This is a genomic window from Exiguobacterium sp. N4-1P (assembly GCF_002214325.1).
Genome location: NZ_CP022236.1, coordinates 861,672 through 882,766 on the forward strand (window position 1 = coordinate 861,672; position 21,095 = coordinate 882,766).

The 21,095-nt window shown below is 44.7% G+C and carries 28 protein-coding genes; 26 read left to right on the forward strand and 2 right to left on the reverse strand.

What is annotated here, in order from left to right; genetic code table 11:
• The first annotated feature begins 61 nt into the window (after positions 1-61).
• The 15 genes from pstC to A0126_RS04430 all read left to right on the forward strand — a co-directional run bounded on the left by pstC (position 62) and on the right by A0126_RS04430 (position 14,578).
• Complete coding sequence (pstC, locus tag A0126_RS04360) at positions 62-1,003, forward strand: phosphate ABC transporter permease subunit PstC (protein ID WP_088836584.1); 942 nt, start codon at positions 62-64, stop codon at positions 1,001-1,003.
• Position 1,004: 1 nt separating this feature from the next.
• Positions 1,005-1,913: a phosphate ABC transporter permease PstA gene (gene pstA, locus A0126_RS04365; protein ID WP_088836585.1), complete on the forward strand. Its 909-nt coding sequence runs from the start codon at positions 1,005-1,007 to the stop codon at positions 1,911-1,913.
• A gap of 94 nt (positions 1,914-2,007) precedes the next feature.
• Entirely contained in the window at positions 2,008-2,784 is a 777-nt protein-coding gene (pstB, locus tag A0126_RS04370; RefSeq protein WP_239456901.1) for a phosphate ABC transporter ATP-binding protein PstB, read from the forward strand.
• Positions 2,785-2,800: 16 nt separating this feature from the next.
• A complete protein-coding gene (phoU, locus tag A0126_RS04375) occupies positions 2,801-3,463 on the forward strand; it encodes a phosphate signaling complex protein PhoU (RefSeq protein WP_088836587.1) in 663 nt (220 codons plus the stop codon).
• 108 nt (positions 3,464-3,571) lie between these two features.
• Entirely contained in the window at positions 3,572-4,294 is a 723-nt protein-coding gene (locus tag A0126_RS04380) for a DUF4912 domain-containing protein (RefSeq protein ID WP_088836588.1), read from the forward strand.
• A 35-nt stretch (positions 4,295-4,329) separates the two neighbouring features.
• Positions 4,330-6,513 (forward strand): glycoside hydrolase family 57 protein, encoded by a 2,184-nt coding sequence (locus tag A0126_RS04385; protein ID WP_088836589.1) that lies wholly within the window; start codon positions 4,330-4,332, stop codon positions 6,511-6,513.
• A 104-nt stretch (positions 6,514-6,617) separates the two neighbouring features.
• Positions 6,618-6,767: a 50S ribosomal protein L33 gene (rpmG, locus tag A0126_RS04390; RefSeq protein WP_012369771.1), complete on the forward strand. Its 150-nt coding sequence runs from the start codon at positions 6,618-6,620 to the stop codon at positions 6,765-6,767.
• Between the two features lie 58 nt (positions 6,768-6,825).
• Positions 6,826-7,374: a 5-formyltetrahydrofolate cyclo-ligase gene (locus A0126_RS04395; RefSeq protein WP_088836590.1), complete on the forward strand. Its 549-nt coding sequence runs from the start codon at positions 6,826-6,828 to the stop codon at positions 7,372-7,374.
• Positions 7,365-8,147 carry a DUF92 domain-containing protein gene (locus A0126_RS04400; protein WP_088836591.1) on the forward strand — a complete coding sequence of 261 codons (783 nt, stop codon included), beginning with the start codon at positions 7,365-7,367 and terminating at the stop codon, positions 8,145-8,147. Before A0126_RS04395 ends, A0126_RS04400 begins: the two co-directional genes overlap by 10 nt.
• Positions 8,148-8,310: 163 nt before the next feature.
• Positions 8,311-9,264 (forward strand): L-lactate dehydrogenase, encoded by a 954-nt coding sequence (locus A0126_RS04405; protein WP_088836592.1) that lies wholly within the window; start codon positions 8,311-8,313, stop codon positions 9,262-9,264.
• A gap of 199 nt (positions 9,265-9,463) precedes the next feature.
• The gene (locus A0126_RS04410; RefSeq protein WP_088836593.1) at positions 9,464-9,973 is read left to right on the forward strand and encodes a GNAT family N-acetyltransferase; all 510 of its coding nucleotides are present in this window, start codon (positions 9,464-9,466) and stop codon (positions 9,971-9,973) included.
• 203 nt (positions 9,974-10,176) lie between these two features.
• A complete protein-coding gene (locus A0126_RS04415) occupies positions 10,177-11,214 on the forward strand; it encodes a M42 family metallopeptidase (RefSeq protein WP_088836594.1) in 1,038 nt (345 codons plus the stop codon).
• Entirely contained in the window at positions 11,198-11,395 is a 198-nt protein-coding gene (locus A0126_RS04420) for a YqgQ family protein (RefSeq protein WP_029332990.1), read from the forward strand. Before A0126_RS04415 ends, A0126_RS04420 begins: the two co-directional genes overlap by 17 nt.
• Before the next feature lie 84 nt (positions 11,396-11,479).
• Positions 11,480-12,436: an ROK family glucokinase gene (locus A0126_RS04425; protein WP_157898463.1), complete on the forward strand. Its 957-nt coding sequence runs from the start codon at positions 11,480-11,482 to the stop codon at positions 12,434-12,436.
• 216 nt (positions 12,437-12,652) lie between these two features.
• On the forward strand, positions 12,653-14,578 hold the full coding sequence (locus tag A0126_RS04430; RefSeq protein WP_034801229.1) for an LTA synthase family protein: 1,926 nt from the start codon (positions 12,653-12,655) through the stop codon (positions 14,576-14,578).
• A gap of 155 nt (positions 14,579-14,733) precedes the next feature.
• Here the strand turns inward: A0126_RS04430 and A0126_RS04435 are convergent, their stop codons facing one another.
• On the reverse strand, positions 14,734-14,913 hold the full coding sequence (locus tag A0126_RS04435; protein ID WP_029332993.1) for a DUF2759 domain-containing protein: 180 nt from the start codon (positions 14,911-14,913) through the stop codon (positions 14,734-14,736).
• Positions 14,914-15,080: 167 nt separating this feature from the next.
• On the opposite strand from A0126_RS04435, the gene A0126_RS04440 reads away from it, so the two are divergent.
• Positions 15,081-15,698, forward strand: a complete 618-nt coding sequence (locus A0126_RS04440; protein ID WP_088836596.1) for an MBL fold metallo-hydrolase — start codon at positions 15,081-15,083, stop codon at positions 15,696-15,698.
• A gap of 53 nt (positions 15,699-15,751) precedes the next feature.
• On the opposite strand, the gene A0126_RS04445 is transcribed toward A0126_RS04440, so the two are convergent.
• On the reverse strand, positions 15,752-16,015 hold the full coding sequence (locus tag A0126_RS04445) for a DUF2626 family protein (RefSeq protein WP_012369782.1): 264 nt from the start codon (positions 16,013-16,015) through the stop codon (positions 15,752-15,754).
• A gap of 225 nt (positions 16,016-16,240) precedes the next feature.
• Here A0126_RS04445 and A0126_RS04450 point away from each other — a divergent pair, with 225 nt between their 5' ends.
• Genes A0126_RS04450 through A0126_RS04495 form a run of 10 tightly spaced genes read left to right on the forward strand, consistent with a single transcriptional unit; the run spans position 16,241 to position 20,985 of the window.
• The gene (locus A0126_RS04450; protein ID WP_029332995.1) at positions 16,241-16,627 is read left to right on the forward strand and encodes a Spx/MgsR family RNA polymerase-binding regulatory protein; all 387 of its coding nucleotides are present in this window, start codon (positions 16,241-16,243) and stop codon (positions 16,625-16,627) included.
• A gap of 57 nt (positions 16,628-16,684) precedes the next feature.
• The gene (locus A0126_RS04455; protein ID WP_239456848.1) at positions 16,685-17,530 is read left to right on the forward strand and encodes an ATPase, T2SS/T4P/T4SS family; all 846 of its coding nucleotides are present in this window, start codon (positions 16,685-16,687) and stop codon (positions 17,528-17,530) included.
• Positions 17,531-17,547: 17 nt separating this feature from the next.
• Complete coding sequence (locus A0126_RS04460) at positions 17,548-18,486, forward strand: type II secretion system F family protein (protein ID WP_239456850.1); 939 nt, start codon at positions 17,548-17,550, stop codon at positions 18,484-18,486.
• A gap of 20 nt (positions 18,487-18,506) precedes the next feature.
• Positions 18,507-18,818, forward strand: a complete 312-nt coding sequence (locus tag A0126_RS04465) for a competence type IV pilus major pilin ComGC (RefSeq protein ID WP_088836598.1) — start codon at positions 18,507-18,509, stop codon at positions 18,816-18,818.
• Complete coding sequence (locus tag A0126_RS04470; protein ID WP_239456852.1) at positions 18,787-19,248, forward strand: prepilin-type cleavage/methylation domain-containing protein; 462 nt, start codon at positions 18,787-18,789, stop codon at positions 19,246-19,248. The genes A0126_RS04465 and A0126_RS04470 overlap by 32 nt, the downstream gene beginning before the upstream one ends.
• Before the next feature lie 6 nt (positions 19,249-19,254).
• Positions 19,255-19,611, forward strand: a complete 357-nt coding sequence (locus A0126_RS04475; protein WP_088836599.1) for a prepilin-type N-terminal cleavage/methylation domain-containing protein — start codon at positions 19,255-19,257, stop codon at positions 19,609-19,611.
• The gene (locus A0126_RS04480) at positions 19,496-19,927 is read left to right on the forward strand and encodes a hypothetical protein (protein WP_235195262.1); all 432 of its coding nucleotides are present in this window, start codon (positions 19,496-19,498) and stop codon (positions 19,925-19,927) included. The genes A0126_RS04475 and A0126_RS04480 overlap by 116 nt, the downstream gene beginning before the upstream one ends.
• A gap of 35 nt (positions 19,928-19,962) precedes the next feature.
• Positions 19,963-20,196: a hypothetical protein gene (locus A0126_RS04485; RefSeq protein ID WP_239456854.1), complete on the forward strand. Its 234-nt coding sequence runs from the start codon at positions 19,963-19,965 to the stop codon at positions 20,194-20,196.
• On the forward strand, positions 20,189-20,674 hold the full coding sequence (locus A0126_RS04490) for a shikimate kinase (protein ID WP_088836600.1): 486 nt from the start codon (positions 20,189-20,191) through the stop codon (positions 20,672-20,674). The genes A0126_RS04485 and A0126_RS04490 overlap by 8 nt, the downstream gene beginning before the upstream one ends.
• A complete protein-coding gene (locus tag A0126_RS04495) occupies positions 20,671-20,985 on the forward strand; it encodes a hypothetical protein (RefSeq protein WP_088836601.1) in 315 nt (104 codons plus the stop codon). The genes A0126_RS04490 and A0126_RS04495 overlap by 4 nt, the downstream gene beginning before the upstream one ends.
• The last annotated feature ends 110 nt before the right edge of the window (positions 20,986-21,095 follow it).

A 21,095-nucleotide genomic window follows, 5' to 3' on the forward strand; every position in this document is an offset into this window, starting at 1 on the left:
AATCTCTCCCTTTTTAAGTCCCGTTCTTATGTAGGAATGATGAAGTAGGGAGCGAAGAAGGATGAATTCATCATCAAAAAACTCGGTTCGCGAGCTGATTCAACAGAACCGAAAACAAAAATTCAGTATGAAAAACATCATGGAACGAATTATGCCAATCATCTTATTTTTATGTGCGTTTGCTTCGGTCGTTACGACCATTGGCATCATTCTCACGTTAGTCATCGAAACGGAACATTTCTTTGAAGTCGTCTCAATCAAAGAATTTTTCGGTAGTACGAGCTGGTACCCGTTGAACTCGGTTCCAGAGTACGGAATCTGGCCGCTCGTCGTCGGAACACTTGAGATTACCGTGATTGCGATGCTAGTTGCCGTGCCGATCGGACTCACATCTGCTATTTATTTAAGTGAGTATGCGTCAGAGCGCGCACGTCGTGTGTTAAAACCAATTCTTGAAGTCTTAGCAGGTGTCCCGACAATCGTCTTCGGTTTCTTCGCGTTGACGTTCGTTACACCTCTACTCGTAAAGTTAATTCCCGGTCTTGCGATTTACAACGCACTCAGCCCAGGGATTGTCGTCGGAATCATGATCATCCCGATGATTGCCTCGATTTCTGAGGATGCGATGAGTTCTGTCCCGAAAAAAATCCGTGACGGTGCACTCGCACTTGGTTCGACACGCCTTGAAGTGGCTTTAAAAGTCGTAGTTCCGGCAGCACTTTCAGGTATCATCGCGTCGATCGTCCTAGGGATGTCTCGTGCGATTGGTGAAACAATGATTGTGACGATTGCCGGGGGATCAAATCCTACTGCAACCGTCAATCCGCTTGAACCTGTCCAAACGATGACAGCTTATATCGTTCAAGTCGCGCTTGGTGATGCGGGATATGGAACCGTTGAATATTATAGTATCTACGCTGTCGGTACGCTGTTGTTCGTCTTTACACTTGTGATGAACCTCCTCGCGAACTGGATTACGCGTCGTTTCAGAGAGGAGTATTAAGATGGCCTTACCAGAAAAACAACCTGTACAAAAAAAGTTCATTGATCCAGTTGCAGTAAAAAAATCAATCAGTCAGCGTCTTGTCGTCAACAATGTGACGAAAGTGATTTTCTTGATTGGTCTCCTATTTGGTCTCGTCGTTCTTGGTATTCTTCTTGTCGGCGTACTCCGTGATGGTGCTGCATGGTTATCGCTTGATTTCCTTCAGAATGGCCCATCACGACGTCCAGAACGCGCTGGAATCTATCCTGCACTGATGGGTACGATCTTCTTAATGCTTTTAATCGTTCCAATGATTTTCATCATGGGTGTCGGAGCTGCGATTTATTTAGAGGAATACGCGAAAAAAGGGCGGATGACATCGTTCATCGAAGTCAACATCTCGAACTTGGCAGGCGTACCTTCAATCGTTTTCGGTTTGCTCGGTTTAACATTCTTCGTCCGGAATATGGGCTTCGGTTCAACATTGATTGCTGGAGCGTTGACGCTCGCGTTAATGAGCTTACCGGTCGTCATCGTATCGTCGCAAGAGGCGATTCGTTCCGTGCCGCAAGCGATGCGTCATGCTTCACTGGCACTTGGTGCCTCGAAATGGCAGACGACGTTCAAAGTCGTTTTACCGGCGTCACTTCCAGGTGTCATTACGGGAATCATCTTAGCTGTCTCACGTGCGATTGGTGAAACAGCACCGCTTATCATGGTCGGAGCAGCCATCTTCATCGCCCGTGCACCAGAAGGGATCTTTTCAGAGTTTACGGCGTTGCCGATTCAAATTTATAACTGGACAAGCCGTCCGCAAGCTGATTTCCAAGGTCTTGCTGCAGCAGGAATCATTGTCTTGATGGTGATTTTATTGACAATGAACTCACTTGCAATCTGGATTCGAAATCGTTTTTCTAAACGTTATTAATCGTAGGAGTGTGCTGAATCGTTTTTAAGGAGGAACACAGATGATGGATACGAAGCTGACGACAAAAACAGCCGAGAAAGAAGGGGCAACAACTATGAATCAACCAGTAGCTGCGCAAGACAGTGTATACCGTGTCGACAATTTAAACTTATGGTACGGCGATGACCACGCCTTAAAAGATGTCAACTTAGATATTAAACAAAACGAAGTCACGGCAATCATCGGACCGTCTGGGTGCGGGAAATCGACATTCATCAAAACCTTGAACCGGATGGTCGAGCTCGTGCCAATCGTACGGACGAACGGTGTCATCGAATATAACGGCCGGAACATCTTCGATAAAGAATATGAAGTGGAAGAATTACGGACGTCCGTCGGAATGGTTTTTCAGCAACCGAACCCGTTCCCGAAATCGATTTACGATAACATCGCGTACGGACCACGTGTCCACGGTGTCAAAAACAAAAAGATTTTAGATGAAATCGTGGAACGTAGCTTGCGAGGTGCGGCGATTTGGGATGAAGTCAAAGATCGTCTGAATGAAAATGCCTACGGATTATCAGGTGGGCAACAACAACGTCTTTGTATCGCGCGGTGCCTTGCAATCGAACCGGATGTCATCTTAATGGATGAGCCAACTTCAGCACTCGACCCGATTTCGACACTCAAAGTCGAGGAACTCGTCCAGGAGTTGAAAAAAGAGTACTCGATCATCATCGTGACGCATAATATGCAACAGGCAGCACGTGTCTCAGATAAGACGGCATTCTTCTTGAACGGAGAAGTAGTGGAGTTTGATCAAACGGATCGTATCTTCTCGAATCCGAGTGATAAGCGGACAGAGGATTATATTTCAGGACGATTCGGATAATTAGGAGGAACTTTCAATGGCAGCTCACCGTACGATTTTTGGAGAAAATCTAGCAGTACTCGATCAAAAAGTCTTTCTTCTTGCCCGCAAGACGATGCAACAGATTGCGACGACAGCAGAAGCACTTGAAAAATACGATCTCGACATCGCGCGTACAGTGATTGAAAATGATAACGAACTCGATGCGCTGGAACTTGAAATCAATGATGATGCGATTCTTTTGATTGCGAAACAACAACCAGTGGCAACGGATTTACGTCGACTCGTGACAGCGATGAAAATCGCAACAGACTTAGAGCGGATTGCCGATTATGCCGGAAACATCTCGAAAGCGGTTTTACGTGTCGAAACATTTCCTTATGTCATCGACATCTCGCTTCTAAAAGAAGCGTTTGAAACATTGCTTGATATGACGGAAACAGCCATCGTCGCCTATCGCGATGGTGATATCGAAAAAGCAAAAGCGTTATCCGATCTCGACAACATCATTGATGAGACGACATATAAAGCGCTTCGCCAATACATGCGCCATATGTCATTGCAACCGATTGTTGTCGATGAAATCATGCAGTTTACGAACATCTGTCGCTACATCGAACGGATGGGCGACCATTTGACGAACGTCGGGGAGCACCTCATCTATCTCGAAAAAGGGAAACACTACGACTTAAATAACTAACTTGAGTAGGTACGAGGAAAATCCTCGACCTACTTTTTTTCGTAAAGGAATTTGAAACAAGTTTGTAGAATAGGAAAGAAGTGAATAAAGATAAAGAGGTGATAGGTAATGCTTGATAAAATCATAAAATTAAAAGAACAAGGACTGACGACAAAACAAATCGCTGAGAAATTAGAGTCGACGGAAGGGAAAGTGAAATATGCGTGGAGTAAGTACCGAAAATCACTTTCAGAACCAACGGACAAAAAAACAGCAGCTCCTAAAAAACAACAGAAAGCCACTCCATCGATGAAAGTGGCTGCGAATGAAATCGTTCCTGCTGTCATCGCCATACCATCGCTTGAACGGGATGCATTCGGGATGGCGACGCACTATGAAGATGACATCATGCATGCCATCGTTCAATCGCCGACGGCATTGTACGTGTACTGGGAGCTCTCGGAGTTATCTCGTAAAATGTTAGAGACGCATTACCATGCAGCGTTCGATTCATTCCGTAAAGAACTTCGAATCATTGATGTGACGTTAGTCGAGTATGAAAAAGGTGAAGCGAACCGGACGTATCAATTTGAACTGCCGGAAATGACGAACTCTTGGTTCGTTCGTCCGTTATCCCCAAACACTACATACATCATCGAATGGGGAATTCAAACGATTGATGGTGACTTTGTTCCGGTACTACGTTCGAAGCCGGTCGAGACGCCGCGTGACGAACCTGTCGTTGAAGGGCGATTCGCTGAAGTCGTCGCTCGTTGGCAAAATGGAGAAGTCGAGCAACCGGAATGGGTAGAAGTTTTACGACCGTATTCTTATTTCGACCGAATTCGTTGAGCTAAAAGATAGAAAGAAGGAGAGGAAGAGAAAACATGCGCAAAGGCTATTTTTCACTCGTTTTACATGCCCATTTACCTTATATTCGTCATCAGGAAGCTCATCGTCTAGAAGAGCGTTGGATGTACGAAGCGATTTCAGAAACGTATATTCCGTTATTATGGGAAATTGATCGTCTGGAGCGTCCGCTCGGATGGACGATTAGTATTTCTCCACCCGTCATTGAAATGCTTGCGGATTCACTGATTCAAGAACGTTATGTAGAGCATTTAGATGATACATTACGCTTAATTGATCAAGAACTTGACCGCGATTTAGTGGCGGAAGAACGGGATGCCCTGCTTTTCTACAAAGAACGGTACCGTGACTTAAAAAATACATTCGAACATTGGGGTCGCGATTTAAACCATGCCTTCCGTCATTATAAAGAAGCGGGTTACCTTGAATTGATGACCTGTACGGCAACGCATGGTTTCAGTCCGCATATGTTATCAGAGCAAGCTGCCCGGTCAGAGATTCAAACTGGATTAAACTGTTTCGAACGTCATTATGGATTCCGTCCGACGGGGCTATGGATGCCGGAATGTGCCTACACACCAGGTCTTGATAAAATCATGTGCGAAGAGGGGATTCGTTATACATTCGTAGACGAACATTCCATCTTAAACGCTGATCCTGCTCCGAAACACGGCATCGGCGCACCGGTCTATTCGCCACATGGTGTTGCACTGTTTCCGCGCGATCAAATCATTTCTGGACGCATTTGGAGTTCTGTCATTGGTTATCCGGGACACCCGAACTATCGTGAATTTTACCGCGATCTTGCCTATGATCGGGAGTGGGACCAAATTGCAGAATTCATGCATCCTGAAGGACTCCGCTACGATACGGGCTTAAAATTACATCGTGTTACAGGAGAGTCCGATCAAAAGGCTTTTTATGTCCGCGACTGGGCTTGGAAACAAACGGATGAGCATGCAGCTGACTTTGCGGAAGCATTGGCGGAGCATCTTGACCAGCACAGTGGACAAGATTTCCCACCCTTCCTCGTCACGGCGCCATTCGATGCAGAACTGTTTGGACATTGGTGGTTTGAGGGACCGGACTTCCTTGGTAAAGCCATGGAACGACTTGAAGATGTTGGGGTCGAATCGATTTCACCTACAATGTTCCTCGAGCGTCATTTTGGCGACATCGAGACGGTGCACGTCGCAATGGGGACATGGGGCCGGAAAGGGTATGCGGATGTGTGGATCAATGAACGGAACGACTGGATGATTCGTCACTTGCATCAACTTGAAAAACGATTAGCCGGTGTCATGGCGCGTAATCGTCATCAAGATGGTTTGACGGTCAAAGCAAAACGTCAATTGATTCGTGAATACTTGCTCGCGGTTTCGAGCGACTGGCCGTTCATTCTCGATGGACAGACGACTGCACAATATGCGGCGAATCGATTCCGTGAACATATTAAGCGATTTGAAGAAACGGAGCGGTTACTTGACGCTGGAGAATTAACGACCGACTGGCTTGAAACGCGTTATGCCGAATATCCCTTCTTAGCGGATACAGACATCGAACCAGACGTCTATTTGACGACGCATGACTACTATGTTGCGGTGCAACGTGAAACGTCATGGAACGATGCTGCGATTTTACTCGTCGCAAAAGATTACCAAGATTCGAACCGACCAATTGCTGAGTTTGCGAAGCGATTGGCAGGAGCGGGAGAAAATGTCTATGTCATCACAGAAAATGAGACGGCTTATCGATTTGAAGATGGCGTTCATATTTACGGCGTCCGCATGACGGGCCTACCGCTCGTTCAGACTTACAATCAGTTGGCCGGATTAAATCTTGCCGTGTTGCGTCAAGCGCAAGCCCTGCATAAAATCGTAGAATTCCGCCTTGTCCATAACTTTACGATGGAGACGGCGTCGGCTGCTCAATCGTTTGCTGAGATCAATCAGTTGCCGCTTGTCAGCAATGTGTACAATCTTGAGAGTGAACGTTCTCCAGCGAGTAGCGGTGGTTTAGTTGTTGCGATTAAACGATTAGAGGGCGAAGCACTTCGTCATTCACAATTGATTTATTTAGAACGTGAAGAAGCGAGACAAGGAATCGAAAATGATTATCATGTTGCTCAAAAACCGCTTGAATTCCAAGTGAACCTTGAAAAACCATACGAACAATTGGCGATTCAGAAAAAGAACGGATGAACAGTTGCAATTCCGTTCCTTTCTTGGTACGATACTTGAGTATGCTTAACCTTATGTAAAGCAAAAACACTTGATACATTGAGAGCTAGATAGGAGGGAATCCCATGCGCGTTAAAATTACTTTGGCTTGCACTGAAACTGGTGACCGTACTTATATCACTAAAAAGAACAAGCGTAACAACCCAGAGCGTCTTGAGTTGAAGAAATACAACCCACGTCTCCGTAAGCACACACTTCACCGTGAAGTAAAATAATTGAGATGGAAGCCGTCACCTTGTGTGATGGCTTTTTTTGTGAATGGGGGAATACTATATGAATAAAAAAGCAGCGCGACGGGTAATCGGTGAGCGACTGAACGAGTTGGAAAACCGGCAGGAGCGGGAACGACGAATTGCAGAGCAGTTATTTGTATTGCCAGAATGGATGAGTGCGACATCAATTGCGGTGACCCTCTCGTTTCGAAACGAATGTTCAACGGATCGAGTCATTCAACAAGCATGGGCGGATGGAAAACGTGTCGTCATTCCGAAGGTCATCGGTCAAGAAATGAGATTTTTTGAACATTCGCCAAGCAGTCGACTGATTGAGAATTCGATGGGGATTTTTGAACCGGATGCAACTGCTTTTGAAATTGCATTGCCGACGATTGATCTTTGTATCGTACCGGGTCGTGCCTATATGCGTAATGGCTATCGCTTAGGATGGGGTGGTGGGTTTTATGATCGTGCGTTGATTGATTTTTCAGGTCCGACGCTTTCGATTGCATTTGCCGTTCAAGTCGTGGAACGATTCGAAGTAGAATCATTTGATCGCCCGGTTGATACAATTGTCACTGAAGATGAGGTCATTCAATGTCATTAACTGTTCTTCTATTCATCTGCTTAGCCCTCGGATATGCTGGCTATCAATTCGGATTATTAACGAAAAGCGGTGCATTCTTGACGATACTTGTCGGCAGCACGGTCGTCTATGCGCTCGATTCCGAAGGATTAGTCCTGTTACTGTTATTCTTCGGTAGCTCTAGCCTGTTATCAAAACTCGGTAAGGCACGCAAGCAGTCCGTCGATCAAATCGTCGAGAAAGATGGTGCACGAGATGGTTGGCAAGTACTTGCCAACGGTGGAACCGCTATGCTTGCTTCGATAGGCGTTGTACTGACAAATGAATTTGATTTTTTATTAGTTTTCTTGATTGTCATTGCTGCTTCGAATGCAGATACATGGGCATCCGAGATTGGTCCGCTTTCTAAAAAAGAACCGATTTCAATCCGGACGTTTAAACCGGTCTTACGAGGAACGAGCGGCGGGGTATCCTTACTCGGGACACTCGCGACAATCATCGGTGCATTATTTATCGCGACAGCGGGTGATATTCTATTCGATTTGTCCGTAAAGCAATGGTTGATCGTCGCGGCCGGAGGTGTCCTTGGCAGTATTCTCGATACGGTGTTAGGCGCTACCGTCCAACGAAAGTATCGTTGTCAGATTTGTGGCAAAGAAACCGAGAAAAAAATCCATCATGGTACTACGACACAATATGTCCGAGGGTGGAAGTGGCTAGGGAATGACGCCGTTAATTATTTGTCCAGTACGCTAGCGGGGCTGATTGGTTTCATGTTGTATCGATTGTGGTAATGGAAGGTGAAGTACCTGACTTCCTTATGTTAGGATATTGTTGACACAAATTAGACAAAATGTGACCGTTTACACAGTCTTTTATAGTTTGTGAAAGATGTTACAATCTAATTGTGATATAGTTAACAAACTTTTAGTTTGTTTGGAAGGGTGGACATATCGGATGGAATTACATGCTAAAGTTACACGCGTTGCGTTAATTGGTGCGGGGGCAGTAGGATCAAGTTTTGCGTATCAAATGACGACAGCTGGACTTTGTGAAGAACTTGTCATCATTGATGTGAATAAAGCAAAAGCTGAAGGGGAAGCGATGGATTTAAATCACGGGACGCCATTCAGTTCTTCGCCGATGCGGATATGGGCAGGGGATTACGTGGATTGTAAAGATGCCGAAGTCATCGTGATCACGGCCGGTGCACCACAAAAACCGGGTGAGACACGACTTGACCTCGTTGCGAAAAATGCTTTAATCATGAAAGAAATGATGCGCCAAATCATGGAATCAGGATTTGACGGCATCATCGTCGTTGCATCAAATCCCGTTGACATCATGGCACATTTAGCATGGAAATATTCTGGTTTACCAAAGTCACGCGTCTTCGGATCAGGAACGGTACTCGATACGGCACGCTTGCGCCAAATGTTAGGAGAATACTTTAATATCGATTCACGAAACGCCCACGCCTATATTTTAGGTGAGCATGGCGACACGGAATTCGCTGCCTGGAGCAACTCAAGAATCTATGGAAAAACGATTGATGAACTGCTTGCAGAAGACGATCGTTATTCTCAAAAAGATTTAGATCAAATCTATATCAATGTACGCGATGCAGCCTATCATATCATTGAACGAAAAGGTGCAACATACTATGCGATTGGACTTGGTCTCGTTCGGATCGTCCGTGCGATTCTCGGGAACGAGAACTGTTTGTTGACTGTAGGAGCGCACGTTGACGGACAGTACGGGATTTCTGGTATTCATATCGGTGTACCTGCCGTGATTAACCGACAAGGTGTGCGCGAAGTCATCGAGGTGTCGCTGACGGATGAGGAATTAAAAAAATTCCATCATTCGGCGGAAGTTTTACGTCAAACGATGGAACCTGTCTTACGTTAAATCGGAAGCGTCAATCGTACCCACTGAACTCGGGCAAACGGAGTTTCAGTGGGTACGATTTTTTGATTAGAAAAAAGAACGCGATAAAAAATCTGAAAACTAGGTTTTATTTTACTAGAAAAAGGTTATGTTAGGGATAGAAGAGTTTTTCATGTCTTAAGAAACATTAGAAAACTCACAAAGGGGAGAAACGATAGTCATGTATACATTTCGAACGTTAACAAAGGAAGATGCAGAACAGTATTGGCGCTTACGCCTCGAAGGGCTAAAAAATCATCCGGATGCATTTGGTCATTCTTTTGACGATGAGCAACAAACGCCGCTCGAAGAAGTTCAAGAGGGGCTAGAAGGAGATCCGGAGTCGGATGAAGTTTGGATCGGGATATTCGATGAAGATACATTGTTTGGATTTGGTCAGGTCAAACCGTACGAACTGTCACGGGAATCACATAAGGCGATGATTTCTGGTGTCTATATCTCACCGGATTATCGTGGGGGCACGGGGCGCGCCCTGATGGAGGCCTTGATTGAAGAGGCGAAACAAATTCCGGAAGTCGAACAAGTCATTCTAGCCGTCTTGTCAGGAAATGAAGCTGCTCAAAAACTCTATGAATCACTTGGTTTCGAAGTATATGCAGAAGACCCTGATTCGGTCAAACTAGAGGATGGGACGTATCGAGATGACATTTGGATGAAAAAATACGTCTAAATGAAAGAGTTAAGAAGTCATTTAAAGGATGAAAGTCGTAGCGCAACTGTTGCTATGGCTTTTTTTCATAGTAGGCGGTCGCTTTTTTTGATTGTGCATTCTTTTTCGACTGGAGAGAGATATTTGGTATCATAAGAAGGAAACGATTTCATTAAAATAAGCCGTCCTTCCTTAAAAAGGACGTCAAACGAGGAGCGAACAAGATGAAAGCTGTGATTGAGACGATTCGTGAATTAGTAGAAATCCCAAGTCCGACTGGATTTACCGCGCATGCTCTTACATATGTAGAAAATCGATTTAAAGCAGAAGGAATTACGTATAAAAAGTTAGAAAAAGGAGCATTGATCGCTACGTTGCCCGGACAGTCTTCACGGATTCGTTTGTTGACAGCACACGTCGATACGCTCGGGGCGATGGTCAAAGAAATTTTGCCGACAGGTCGACTGACGTTATCACAACTTGGCGGTTATGCGTGGACGGCAATCGAAGGTGAAAATTGTCTCGTCCATAAAATGGACGGACAGACCGTCTCAGGAACGATTTTGTTCCATCACTCAAGCGTCCATACGTCACGCGTGACGAACACGGAAGAGCGAAATGCGACGAACATCGAAGTGAGACTCGACATCCGGTCAACGACGGCAGAGGAAACACGGGTAGCAGGGATCGAAGTCGGTGACATCGTGACGTTCGATCCGCGATTTATTCATACCGAAACAGGTTTCGTCAAATCACGTCATCTGGACGATAAAGCATCCGTCGCCCTGTTGCTTGAACTGATCAAGGAGTGGAAAAACGAGACATTACCGCATACGACGCAAATTCTGATTTCGAATTATGAAGAAGTCGGATTTGGTGGGAATGCCGGTTTTTCTGAAGACGTCGCAGAATACATCGCTGTCGATATGGGCGCATTAGGAGAAGGACAACACTCGGATGAATATACGGTATCAATCTGTGCGAAAGATAGCTCAGGACCGTATGACCTTGCATTACGTCATCAGTTCACACGTCTTGCCCAAAGCCATTCGATTCCGTATAAGGTCGATATCTATCCATATTACGGTTCTGACGCTTCAGCAGCCGTCAGTGCGGGGCACGACGTCCGTCATGGACTGCTTGGTCCAGGAATCGAATCGAGTCACTCGTATGAACGGACGCATGAAGCGTCACTTCAAGCGACGTATGATTTACTGAATGTGTTCGTGAAGGAGAAAATGAATGATGAAAACACTTTATGATGTGCAACAGTTATTGAAAACGTACGGGACGATTGTCTATTTAGGCGATCGCGAGTCGGATATAGCAATGATGATGCTCGAACTCGATGAGCTTGAACAAGCCGGTGTGTTAGAAAAAAAGCAATATGATTCAGCGAAAGTGATTTTGGCACATGAATTCAAAAAATCACGACATTCGTAAGAAAAAAATCTTGTGCAACCCTTTGCACAAGATTGCCGTTCAGCTAAACTAATAGAGATGAAATCATTTACGAATAAGGGAGCTATGCAGATGAAATGGTTACTCGGGATTGATATTGGTGGAACGACAGTCAAGATGGCAATTCTTGATTTACAAGGCATCATCGTTGAGAAATGGGAGATTGAGACGGTTATCCTGAATGATGGGGAACAGATTCCAGGCGACATCGCGACATCTTTTTTTGAGAAATGTAAAGAGAGTAATAAACGTCCGGAAGACTTCGTTGGTGCCGGAATCGGTGCACCAGGCTTCATCGACTTTAATACCGGTGTCGTCGAACGTGCCGTAAACATCGGTTGGAATAACTTTGAGTTGATTGGTGAATTTGAACGATTGACGGGTTTACCGGCTGTTATTGAAAATGATGCGAATGCAGCGGCAATTGGTGAGATGTGGAAAGGTGCCGGTAGTGGAGCGACGGAGTTACTTGCTGTGACACTCGGGACAGGCGTCGGTGGTGGATTGATTACGAACGGTCAAATCGTTCACGGGACAGTCGGGATGGCAGGAGAAATCGGGCATATCACGATGTTAGCAGAAGGCGGCGTCCTGTGCGGTTGTGGACGAAAAGGATGTCTTGAAACGATCGCCTCTGCGACAGGTGTGGCACGTCTCGGGCTCGAAAAACGAAAAGGACAGCAAACGGTCCTGAACGATATTCAAGCCGTGACGGCGAAGGATGTCTTCGATGCCTATACGAAAGGCGACCGGATTGCGACGGAAGTCGTCGAGGAAGTGACGTTCCATCTCGGATTAGCAATCTCGAATCTCGCGAACAGCATCAATCCGGAAATGATCGTTATCGGTGGTGGGGTTTCAAAAGCAGGGGATGCTTTGATGGTACCGCTCAAAAAACAATTTGAACGCTTCGCGTTACCGCGTGTGTTTGAGTCGACGACTTTCAAAATTGCTGAACTTGAGAATGACGCAGGTGTCATCGGTTGTGCATGGCTTGCGAAACAAATGTTCTTGAAAAAATGATTTCATTAAATTTCAGAAAAAGGTTCGCTTTTGCGAATCTTTTTTTTGTTTACAAACGTAAGGAAAGTATGTGATTGTTAAGTATCTGCTTTGTTCAGGTTGCATTTTTGTAAAAGTAAGCGTAAAATTTTCACGTGATACGGGTATAAATAGAATATGGATTGACGTGTAAAAGTTCCAGGTCAAGAACACACGTATATTAGGAGGCAGGTTTTTATGCAGCAAGACTCTGGCATTTGGTCGCGCATGCGACTAAAGGTAGGCCAAGGTGTGAAAAGCACCTACACAGAACATAAACTTTTTTGGATTGCGACATTGTTGATTTGGTTAAAAACGTATGTAGCATACACGCTGTTTTTCGATGTTCCGATTACGAATTCAGCACAAGCATTCATCTTACTGATTAATCCAATCAGTTCGGCGCTCTTCATGTTTGGATTTAGTTTCTTCTTCCGTGGTAACGTTCAAAAATGGTTCATCTACGGAATACTCGTCCTGGCGACGCTCGTTCTTTATGCGGACATCATTTTCTTCCGCTTTTTCAATGACTACTTGACGTTACCGGTCTTGTTCCAAACATCAAATGCTGAGACGGTCTCAGCATCGCTTACATCATTGTTGACATGGGCAGACTTATTGATTGTCGGCGATCTATTGATTCTTCCATTCTTCTTACGGAAAATGGACATGTCTAAAAATGTCGCGTCACGAGGACGCGCGATTTTAGCGTTCGTCGCAGCAACTGCTGTCTTCCTTGGAAACTTGGCACTTGCTGAAACGGAACGTCCGGAACTATTGACACGGGCATTTGACCGCGAACTACTCGTCAAAAATATCGGAACGTTTAACTTCCATATGTATGACGCGTTGATTCAATCAAAAACATCAGCACAAAAAGCTCTTGCGGACAGTTCTGAATTGTCGGAAGTTCAAAACTTCGTCGCGTCGAAGTATGCTGAGCCGAACCCGGTCATGTTCGGTAAGTACGAAGGTAAAAACGTCATCGTGATGTCATTCGAATCGGCCCAATCATTTGCGGTTGGTCTGAAAGCGCCGAATGGTCAAGAAATCACACCGAACTTAAACAAATTAATTAAAGAGTCACATTCATGGGATAACTTCTACCATAATACGGGACAAGGGAAGACATCGGATGCTGAATTCATCTTAGAGAATTCAATCTATCCACTTGGTCGTGGTTCTGCGTTCTTTACGAATGGGGAAAATGAATTCCGGGCAACACCAGAGATGTTAAAAGAAGACGGCTATTATTCTGCCGTGTTCCATGCGAACAATAAATCGTTCTGGAATCGTGACATCGTCTACAATAGTTTTGGTGTCGATCGTTTCTTCTCGGAGACCGATTATGATCTCGGTAACCCGGATGATTTAACGGAGTGGGGTTTACTCGACGACAAGTTCTTTGAACAGTCGTTACCAATGTTAAAAGATCTTCCACGTCCGTTTTATTCGAAGTTCATCACATTGACGAACCACTATCCGTTCGAAATGCCGAAACCGGAAGATGAACTCGTCCCACCGCTTGAGACGAGCTCGACGACATTGAATCATTATGTCCAAGCCCTCGCATACCAAGACATGGCACTCGGTAAGTTCATCGATGGTCTGAAAGAGGATGGTACATGGGACGATACAATCTTCATGTTGTATGGAGACCATTACGGAATCTCGACGAACCATAACGCGGCGATGGCGGAACTCCTCGAAAAAGATGAGTTGACGGCATATGACGTCGCTCAGTTGCAACGTGTTCCGTTCGTCATTCACTTACCAGGACAAACTAAAGGTGTGAAGCACGAAGAAGTGGCGAGTCAAATCGACATGAAACCAACGTTGCTCCACCTATTAGGAAAAGACTTTAAGGATGAAGTCTTATTCGGAACAGACTTGTTCTCAAAAGAACATAAAGATTACGCCTTGTTCCGTGATGGGTCTATCATCACCGATAAAACCGTTTATACACAAGAAACGTGTTATGACCGGAAAACAGGTGAAGAAGTGACGGATGAAGAAAATGGAGCCATCTGTAAAGAGGCAGTCAAACAGTCTGAAAAAGAACTCGGTCTGTCGGACAAAGTCATTTACGGTGACTTGCTACGTTTCTTACAAAAGTCTAAATAAGTCGTGATAAACACTAAAATAGCCGAAATCCCTCTACGTCTTAAGGGATTTCGGCTTTCTTTTGTTCGTACGATCCGTTTCGCAAGACTTATGACGACAAAAAAAGGTGAGCCTTCTCGACGAGAAAGCTCACCTTTTTAATGTTTATCCAACGATTACGATGGGATTCCACCGAAAATCAGCGTCGCAATACCGAACCAGCCGAATAGTACAACAGTCAGTCCAGCAAATACGAGTGGAAACATTTGGCGTTTCTTAAGTGAACGGACGACGGCCCAAACACCGACGAGTGCTACGATGAAGAAAAGCCAACCGATTGGTTGATCCAAATGCATGACGTACTCCCCCTTAAAAATCACGTTATGAAGTTCACGAAGATTTCACTTAAATCTCACTTTTTAGTTTAGCTGACTATCCGCCTAAAGTCGAGAGGGGGAAGAGGGAAGTTTCGACAATTTCGTGTATAGTAGAAAAGAATGATGTTTAAAAGGAGTCTGATCATATGGAAATCGTAAGTATTACTTCAGGTATCGCCTCGGAAAACGGATACCTTCTTTTTCGAGATGGGAAATGTCTCGTCATTGATCCGGGAACGGAAGATATGCGTTTCTTTGACGAAATCGAGCAGCGGAACGCGCAAGTCGAAGCAATCCTCTTAACACACGCTCATTTTGATCACATCGGTGGCGTTGACATGTTGAGACGATTCACATCGGCTCCAGTCTATCTTCATCAAAAAGAAGCAAAATGGTTGGCGAATCCCGATTTAAATGGATCGTCGAAGTTTGGTGTGCCGCCGGTCAAAGTCAAACCGGCTGAGCATCGGTTAGAGCCTGGACCACTCTCAATCGGTAGTTTTAACATGCATGTTCTCGAGACGCCTGGGCATTCGCCTGGTAGCGTTACGTTCTACTTCAAAAATGAACGGGTTGCCTTTGCCGGCGATTTGTTGTTTAAGCAGAGTGTTGGGCGGACGGACTTACATGGTGGCGACCAAGACACGTTGATGCGCTCGATTGATCGAATCATCGCTGAGTTGCCGCATGACACGACGTTTTACCCTGGACATGGTCCGACGACAACATTGCGTCAAGAAGTTAAGAACAACCCGTTCTTTTGATTACGTGTAAAAAAACGCCTTCTCTTCGATTGAAGAGAAGGCGTTTTTTTATTTTACATCTGGAAGTTGGACCAATACGTGAAGACGATAAAGAATACTGTTAAGTAAGCTGCAAAGATGTAGACATACGTTTTTTCAGTTAGGCGAAGATAGCCTAATGCTGCAAAGAAGACAGTTTGTGCCAAGAAGACAAAGCCCATAACTAAAAATGAATCCGTATGCTCACTTGAGCTCGCGTCGCCGCCGAGTGCGCCGATAAATGCCATGACTGCAATGATTCCAGTCCAAAATCCGAGTACGCGGTACATTCTCCCCATTCATATAACCCCCTAAATCCGACAGATAGTCAATATACGTACTTATTTTACCAAGCAAACAATCATCCGTCCATCATGTTCTAGTGTTTGTTAAGGAATAACTGTGAACAAAAGATGAAGTTTAATAAAAAGTTGTACAATAGTTGTACAAAAGGTGTACAAAGTAAAAAAACCGTGGTATAGTTTCTGTAATGAGAAGCGCATATTTTGAGAGGAGGAGCAACAATGGCAAATGAGTTGATATTTTTCACGTATCCGAGCTGTACATCTTGTCGTAAAACGAAATCATGGTTAAAAGAGGAACATGTTGATGTAGAAGAACGCCATCTGTTCAGAAATGCTCCGACAGTGGACGAATTGATGGAATTGTTGAAATTATCGACAGACGGCATCGAAAGTTTACTCGCAACACGTAGCCAAGCTTTCAAAGATCTTGGGATTGATGTAGAGGATATGAAATTAAGCGAACTACTCCGATTGATGAGCGATAATCCGAAACTGTTACGTCGTCCAATCATTACTGATGGCAAACAACTCGTAATCGGGTATGATAAACCAGGTCTTGAAACACTAGCGAAGCGCAAAGCACGCTTAATCGCTCAAGTATCTTAAAGAAGCCGAGTTGTCCGGGCTTCTTTTTTTTTGTACTTTTTTAAGTAAGGAGGTGTCATGTTGAGAGAACTTGTCAGTCAATTGATTCAGCGATTTGCAAAAGGTGGTGTCACCGATGTGCATTTTGTTCCAGATGAACAAATGGCGCGTGTCATTTGTAGGACGGCCGACGGATTAAAGGAACAAGAAGCAATCCCTTTTAGTCAATACAGTTCAATCGTTAGTCATATTCGGTATGAATCCAACTTGAAAGAACAAAATGAACGGATTCCGCAAAGTGGTGTCTATCCGGTTGACCAAAGCGGGATGCGGGTCTCGATTTTACCAAGTCGTCACGGGGACGCGATGTCATGGCGCTTCTATCGGGCGGTTGTCTCGAGTGAGATTGCATCGACGCTTCTCAATCCGATTGAGGATTTAGAATGGCTTCAACAACAAAGTCACGGTTGTATCATCATTTCTGGGACGACGGGGGCAGGTAAGACGACGATGCTCTATTCCTTGATGGCATCGATGGAAGGCAAGCGGATCATCTCTGTCGAGGACCCCGTCGAATGTACGGTGCCTGGTGTCTTACAGCTTGAGTTAAATGAAAAGGCCGGTTTTGACGCGACACGTTGTTTTGAGGAAATTCTTCGGGCAGACCCGGATTGGATTGCTTTTGGGGAAGTTCGAACTGCTGAAGCGGCACGACTCTCGATCAATGCTGCTCTTAGTGGGCACGTCGTCGTATTTACTTTACATGCCGGAACAGTCAATGAAGTGTTGTTACGCTTAAAATCGCTAGGGATTTCAGGGGAGGAGTTAGCGGTCTGTAAAAAAATCATTCATCTTTACCGGGAGGAGGGGGATGTCCACTGTACAGTAGAAAACTTAACACGAACAGCAAATGTCGCTTTTTAAACCGATTTCATCGACTATTGTCAAAAGGCATTTCGACGAAAGAAACGTTAGAAATCTTACAACGATTCGAAGAGCCGATCCTTCTGCCGGTCATTGAAGAAATCAAACGTCGGTTAGAGAGCGGAAATCCGTTATCCATCGCATTAGAACCACTCGCCTTGTCCCCTTCGCTCCAGCGTCTGCTTCAGGTGGGTGATCAAACGGAACGCCCCTTGATGATTTTACATCAGGTCATTCGCTTGCTGGAGTTAGAAAATCAAATGAAAAAGAAATTTTGGAAAATGGCGCGGTATCCACTTGTCCTCGCCTCAAGCTTGATGTTACTTTTCATGTTTTATGCCCTCTACGTGTTTCCTTCCCTACTCGAGATGTCGAGTCCAGAAAGTCTTCCGCGCTTTTTAGTCTTGATTTTACACCCTTCAGCCAAGTACGTCCTTGCAGCGACTCCGATTCTGTTACTTTCAATCCTCCTTCTCACCTTTCGTCTGATTCCGGTCAAACGGCTATTACAGTTTAAAATCATTCAGAAACTCCTTCAGTTGTATTACAGTTACTTGTTTACGATTGAGATTGGTTCCTTTATTGACGCAGGTTTCTCGTTAGAAGAGGCTTTCCGCTCGCTTGAACAGGGGCAGACGGGAAAGAAACAACAAATGTACGCGATGCTTCACCAACATCAACAAGCGGGCACCTCGTTATCTGAAGCCATCTTACAAGAACAAATCATTGATGTTGAAACCGTTGGGCTCGTTCACCTTGCTCGAGAAAGTGGTGACTTAGGTCCATTATTGCTAGCACAAGCCAGTTTGTTGCATGAATCGATTGAAGAAGAGTTAGAGAAAAAACTGCTGTTGATTGAACCGGTCTTGTATGGAGGCTTGACGATCATGACAGGCAGCTTATTTTTTATTTTGTACTACCCGATCCAACTGGCGATTCAACAACTTCCATTTTGAAGAAAGAAGGAGTTTTGATTATGAGACGATTCTTGAAAAACGAACGTGGATTCACTTTACTTGAAATGGCTGCTGTCTTATTAATTATTTCGCTACTGCTGCTCGTATTAATTCCGACGATGACGAGCGGGAAAGATCAAGCGAAAGGTGTTAGTTGTGAAGCGAACATCCGTGTCATTCGTTCCGAGGTCAACCTTTATTATGCGAAAGAAAAAAAATATCCGGAAACATTGCAGACGATTAACCGTGGTACTGCTGAAAAACCAAATGAACTGCTCTGCGATCAGGAGACGTATACCTATGATTCAAAAACAGGCGAACTTACGAAGTGATGGGTTTACATTGATTGAAATGAGTGGAGTCTTAATGATTACAGGTCTGCTGTGCTTATTGTTATTGCCGACTGTTATTGATCGGCGCCCGGCAATTTATTTACTCGAACAAGATATTGCGATGATGCGGCAAGATTTTCAGACGTTACGGTTACTGCAATACTCCAAAACGGATAATCAAAATACCATTCAATTTCGATGGCGTGCAGACGGAACGGGATATTTTATCATGGTGAACGATCGAATCCTGTGGCAGAGAACGTTTCAACCTGGTCATAGTTGTATCATCCCGACGACCGGGCGAGTGATTTACTTTAAAAGTTATCATTCGACCTATGCCTCGACCTGGTACTGCCGTTCAGCAAAACAAGAATATGAAATAAAATTCCTCCTCGGAAATTATCAAATGTTGATTCAACAAATGAGGTGAAATGGCATGCGGTCAAAGGTAAAAAGAGTTGTTTGCTCGGAGGAAGAGCGTGGATTCACTCTCCTTGAAGTGACACTTTCGCTTGTCGCCATCAGTTTGTTCTTAGTATTAGCGATTGATCCTTACTTGAATTTCGAAAAACAAAAAACACAGTTAATTGTTGAGACACGGCGCTTGGACGAGATGGCATCGAAGCAAGTGGCGGGTGATTCGACGGGGTATCGTGTCGAGGAAGGGAAGTGGTGTCTTGAAACGTTATGCCTTGCGAGCCGAATCCGGAACGACCCTTCTCGAAATTTCAATGGTCCTTTGGTTGAGTCCTCTATTACTCCTTGGATTATTGACGATGACACAACTCGTTAGCAACGCCAACCAAACAGAATGGATGGAAGAGGACCTGTTTTTTCATACCGTTGAACGATTGATGTGGCGCAGCATTGAGTGTGGATTAGTAGGAGAAGAGCTGAGGGGGCGGGATGTCGATCCAGGAGAGGAGCCGATTAAATGGCGGCTCGTTCGTGTACAAAATCAAATACGGCTCAAAAAAGAGTTTGGAGGCGAACTGACGTATGCCCACGACGTGACGCATTATCGAATCAAAGAAGACGGTGCCCGAATCGTAATCGAACTCAATCAGCGGTCTCGAACTTACGCCTGCAAGAAACCGGCTTCATCCTGATTCAAACCTTATTGATTCTGATAGGAATTGGTGCCATGATGCTACTAGGTTGTATGCGGATGGATGAGACCATCAAACAGTATAAGCTAGAGCAAGAGGCGCTTCAACTCGAGTCCCTTGTCAGAGCGGCATCACATGACTGTCGCCAAGATGAGACGATCCGTTATCCGATTGGACGAGTTACTTGTATCCGAACGGATAAAGGCTTTAAAATGGAAGCAATCTTAGATAATGGACAAAGAATCGAGGCGGTCGTTTCGGATGGATAAGGTTTATGTAATTGGTTTTATGGGAACTGGTAAAACAGCGATTGGTCGGAAGTTGAGCGAACGATATGACGTAGATGAACTGGATGAACGTTTTGTTCAAGAGTATGGTCAATCAATTGCTGATTTTTTTGCAGCACATGGTGAGGCAGGGTTTCGAGCGCGCGAAAGCGAATTGTTACGAAACAGTCAATCACAAATTGTCATCACGGGTGGTGGAATCATTGAACGACCCGAAAATCGTACATGGATGAAGGAAACGGGTACGGTAATCTGGATTGATACACCATTCGATTCGATTTGGAGACGAATTGAGTCGGACCGAAATCGTCCCTTAGTAGGGAAGTACGAGACTGTGAAGTCTTTGTATATGCGCAGACGTCCTATCTATGCAGACGGTGCGGATCTTCGTTTAGAGGGAATGAAATCGATTCGGGAGCTAACGGCAGAAATAGAATCGGTATTGGAGGAAAAGTCATGATTTGGATTAACATTGGAATCATTGTAGTAGCGATCCTCGGCTTAGTTGCTTATGGATTTGTGCTTTATAAAAAGAAGATTTCACAAGACTTACGGCTTGTGAAACAGTTGTTGGAGCGATTTACGATCCGCCAGCAAACGTTGCAGGCAGGCGTCGACCATACGACGAATCGGATTGATCAAATTAAAGGAAATGTCGATCATCTTGTGAGTGAAGGGAAGCGTGTTGAGCAAGGGGCGCGTCAACTAATGGTTGAAGGGCAACGACTTTCAACAGAAGTTCAACATACAGCTGGACTCAAGCAATTTTGAAATGGCTTTCATTGAGCGAATGTGAAACAATAGGAGAGAAGGGACTTTGTCCTTTCTCTCTTTAGTTTTGTTCAATTTCCGAATAAACCTAGAAAAATAGGTTTGAAGTT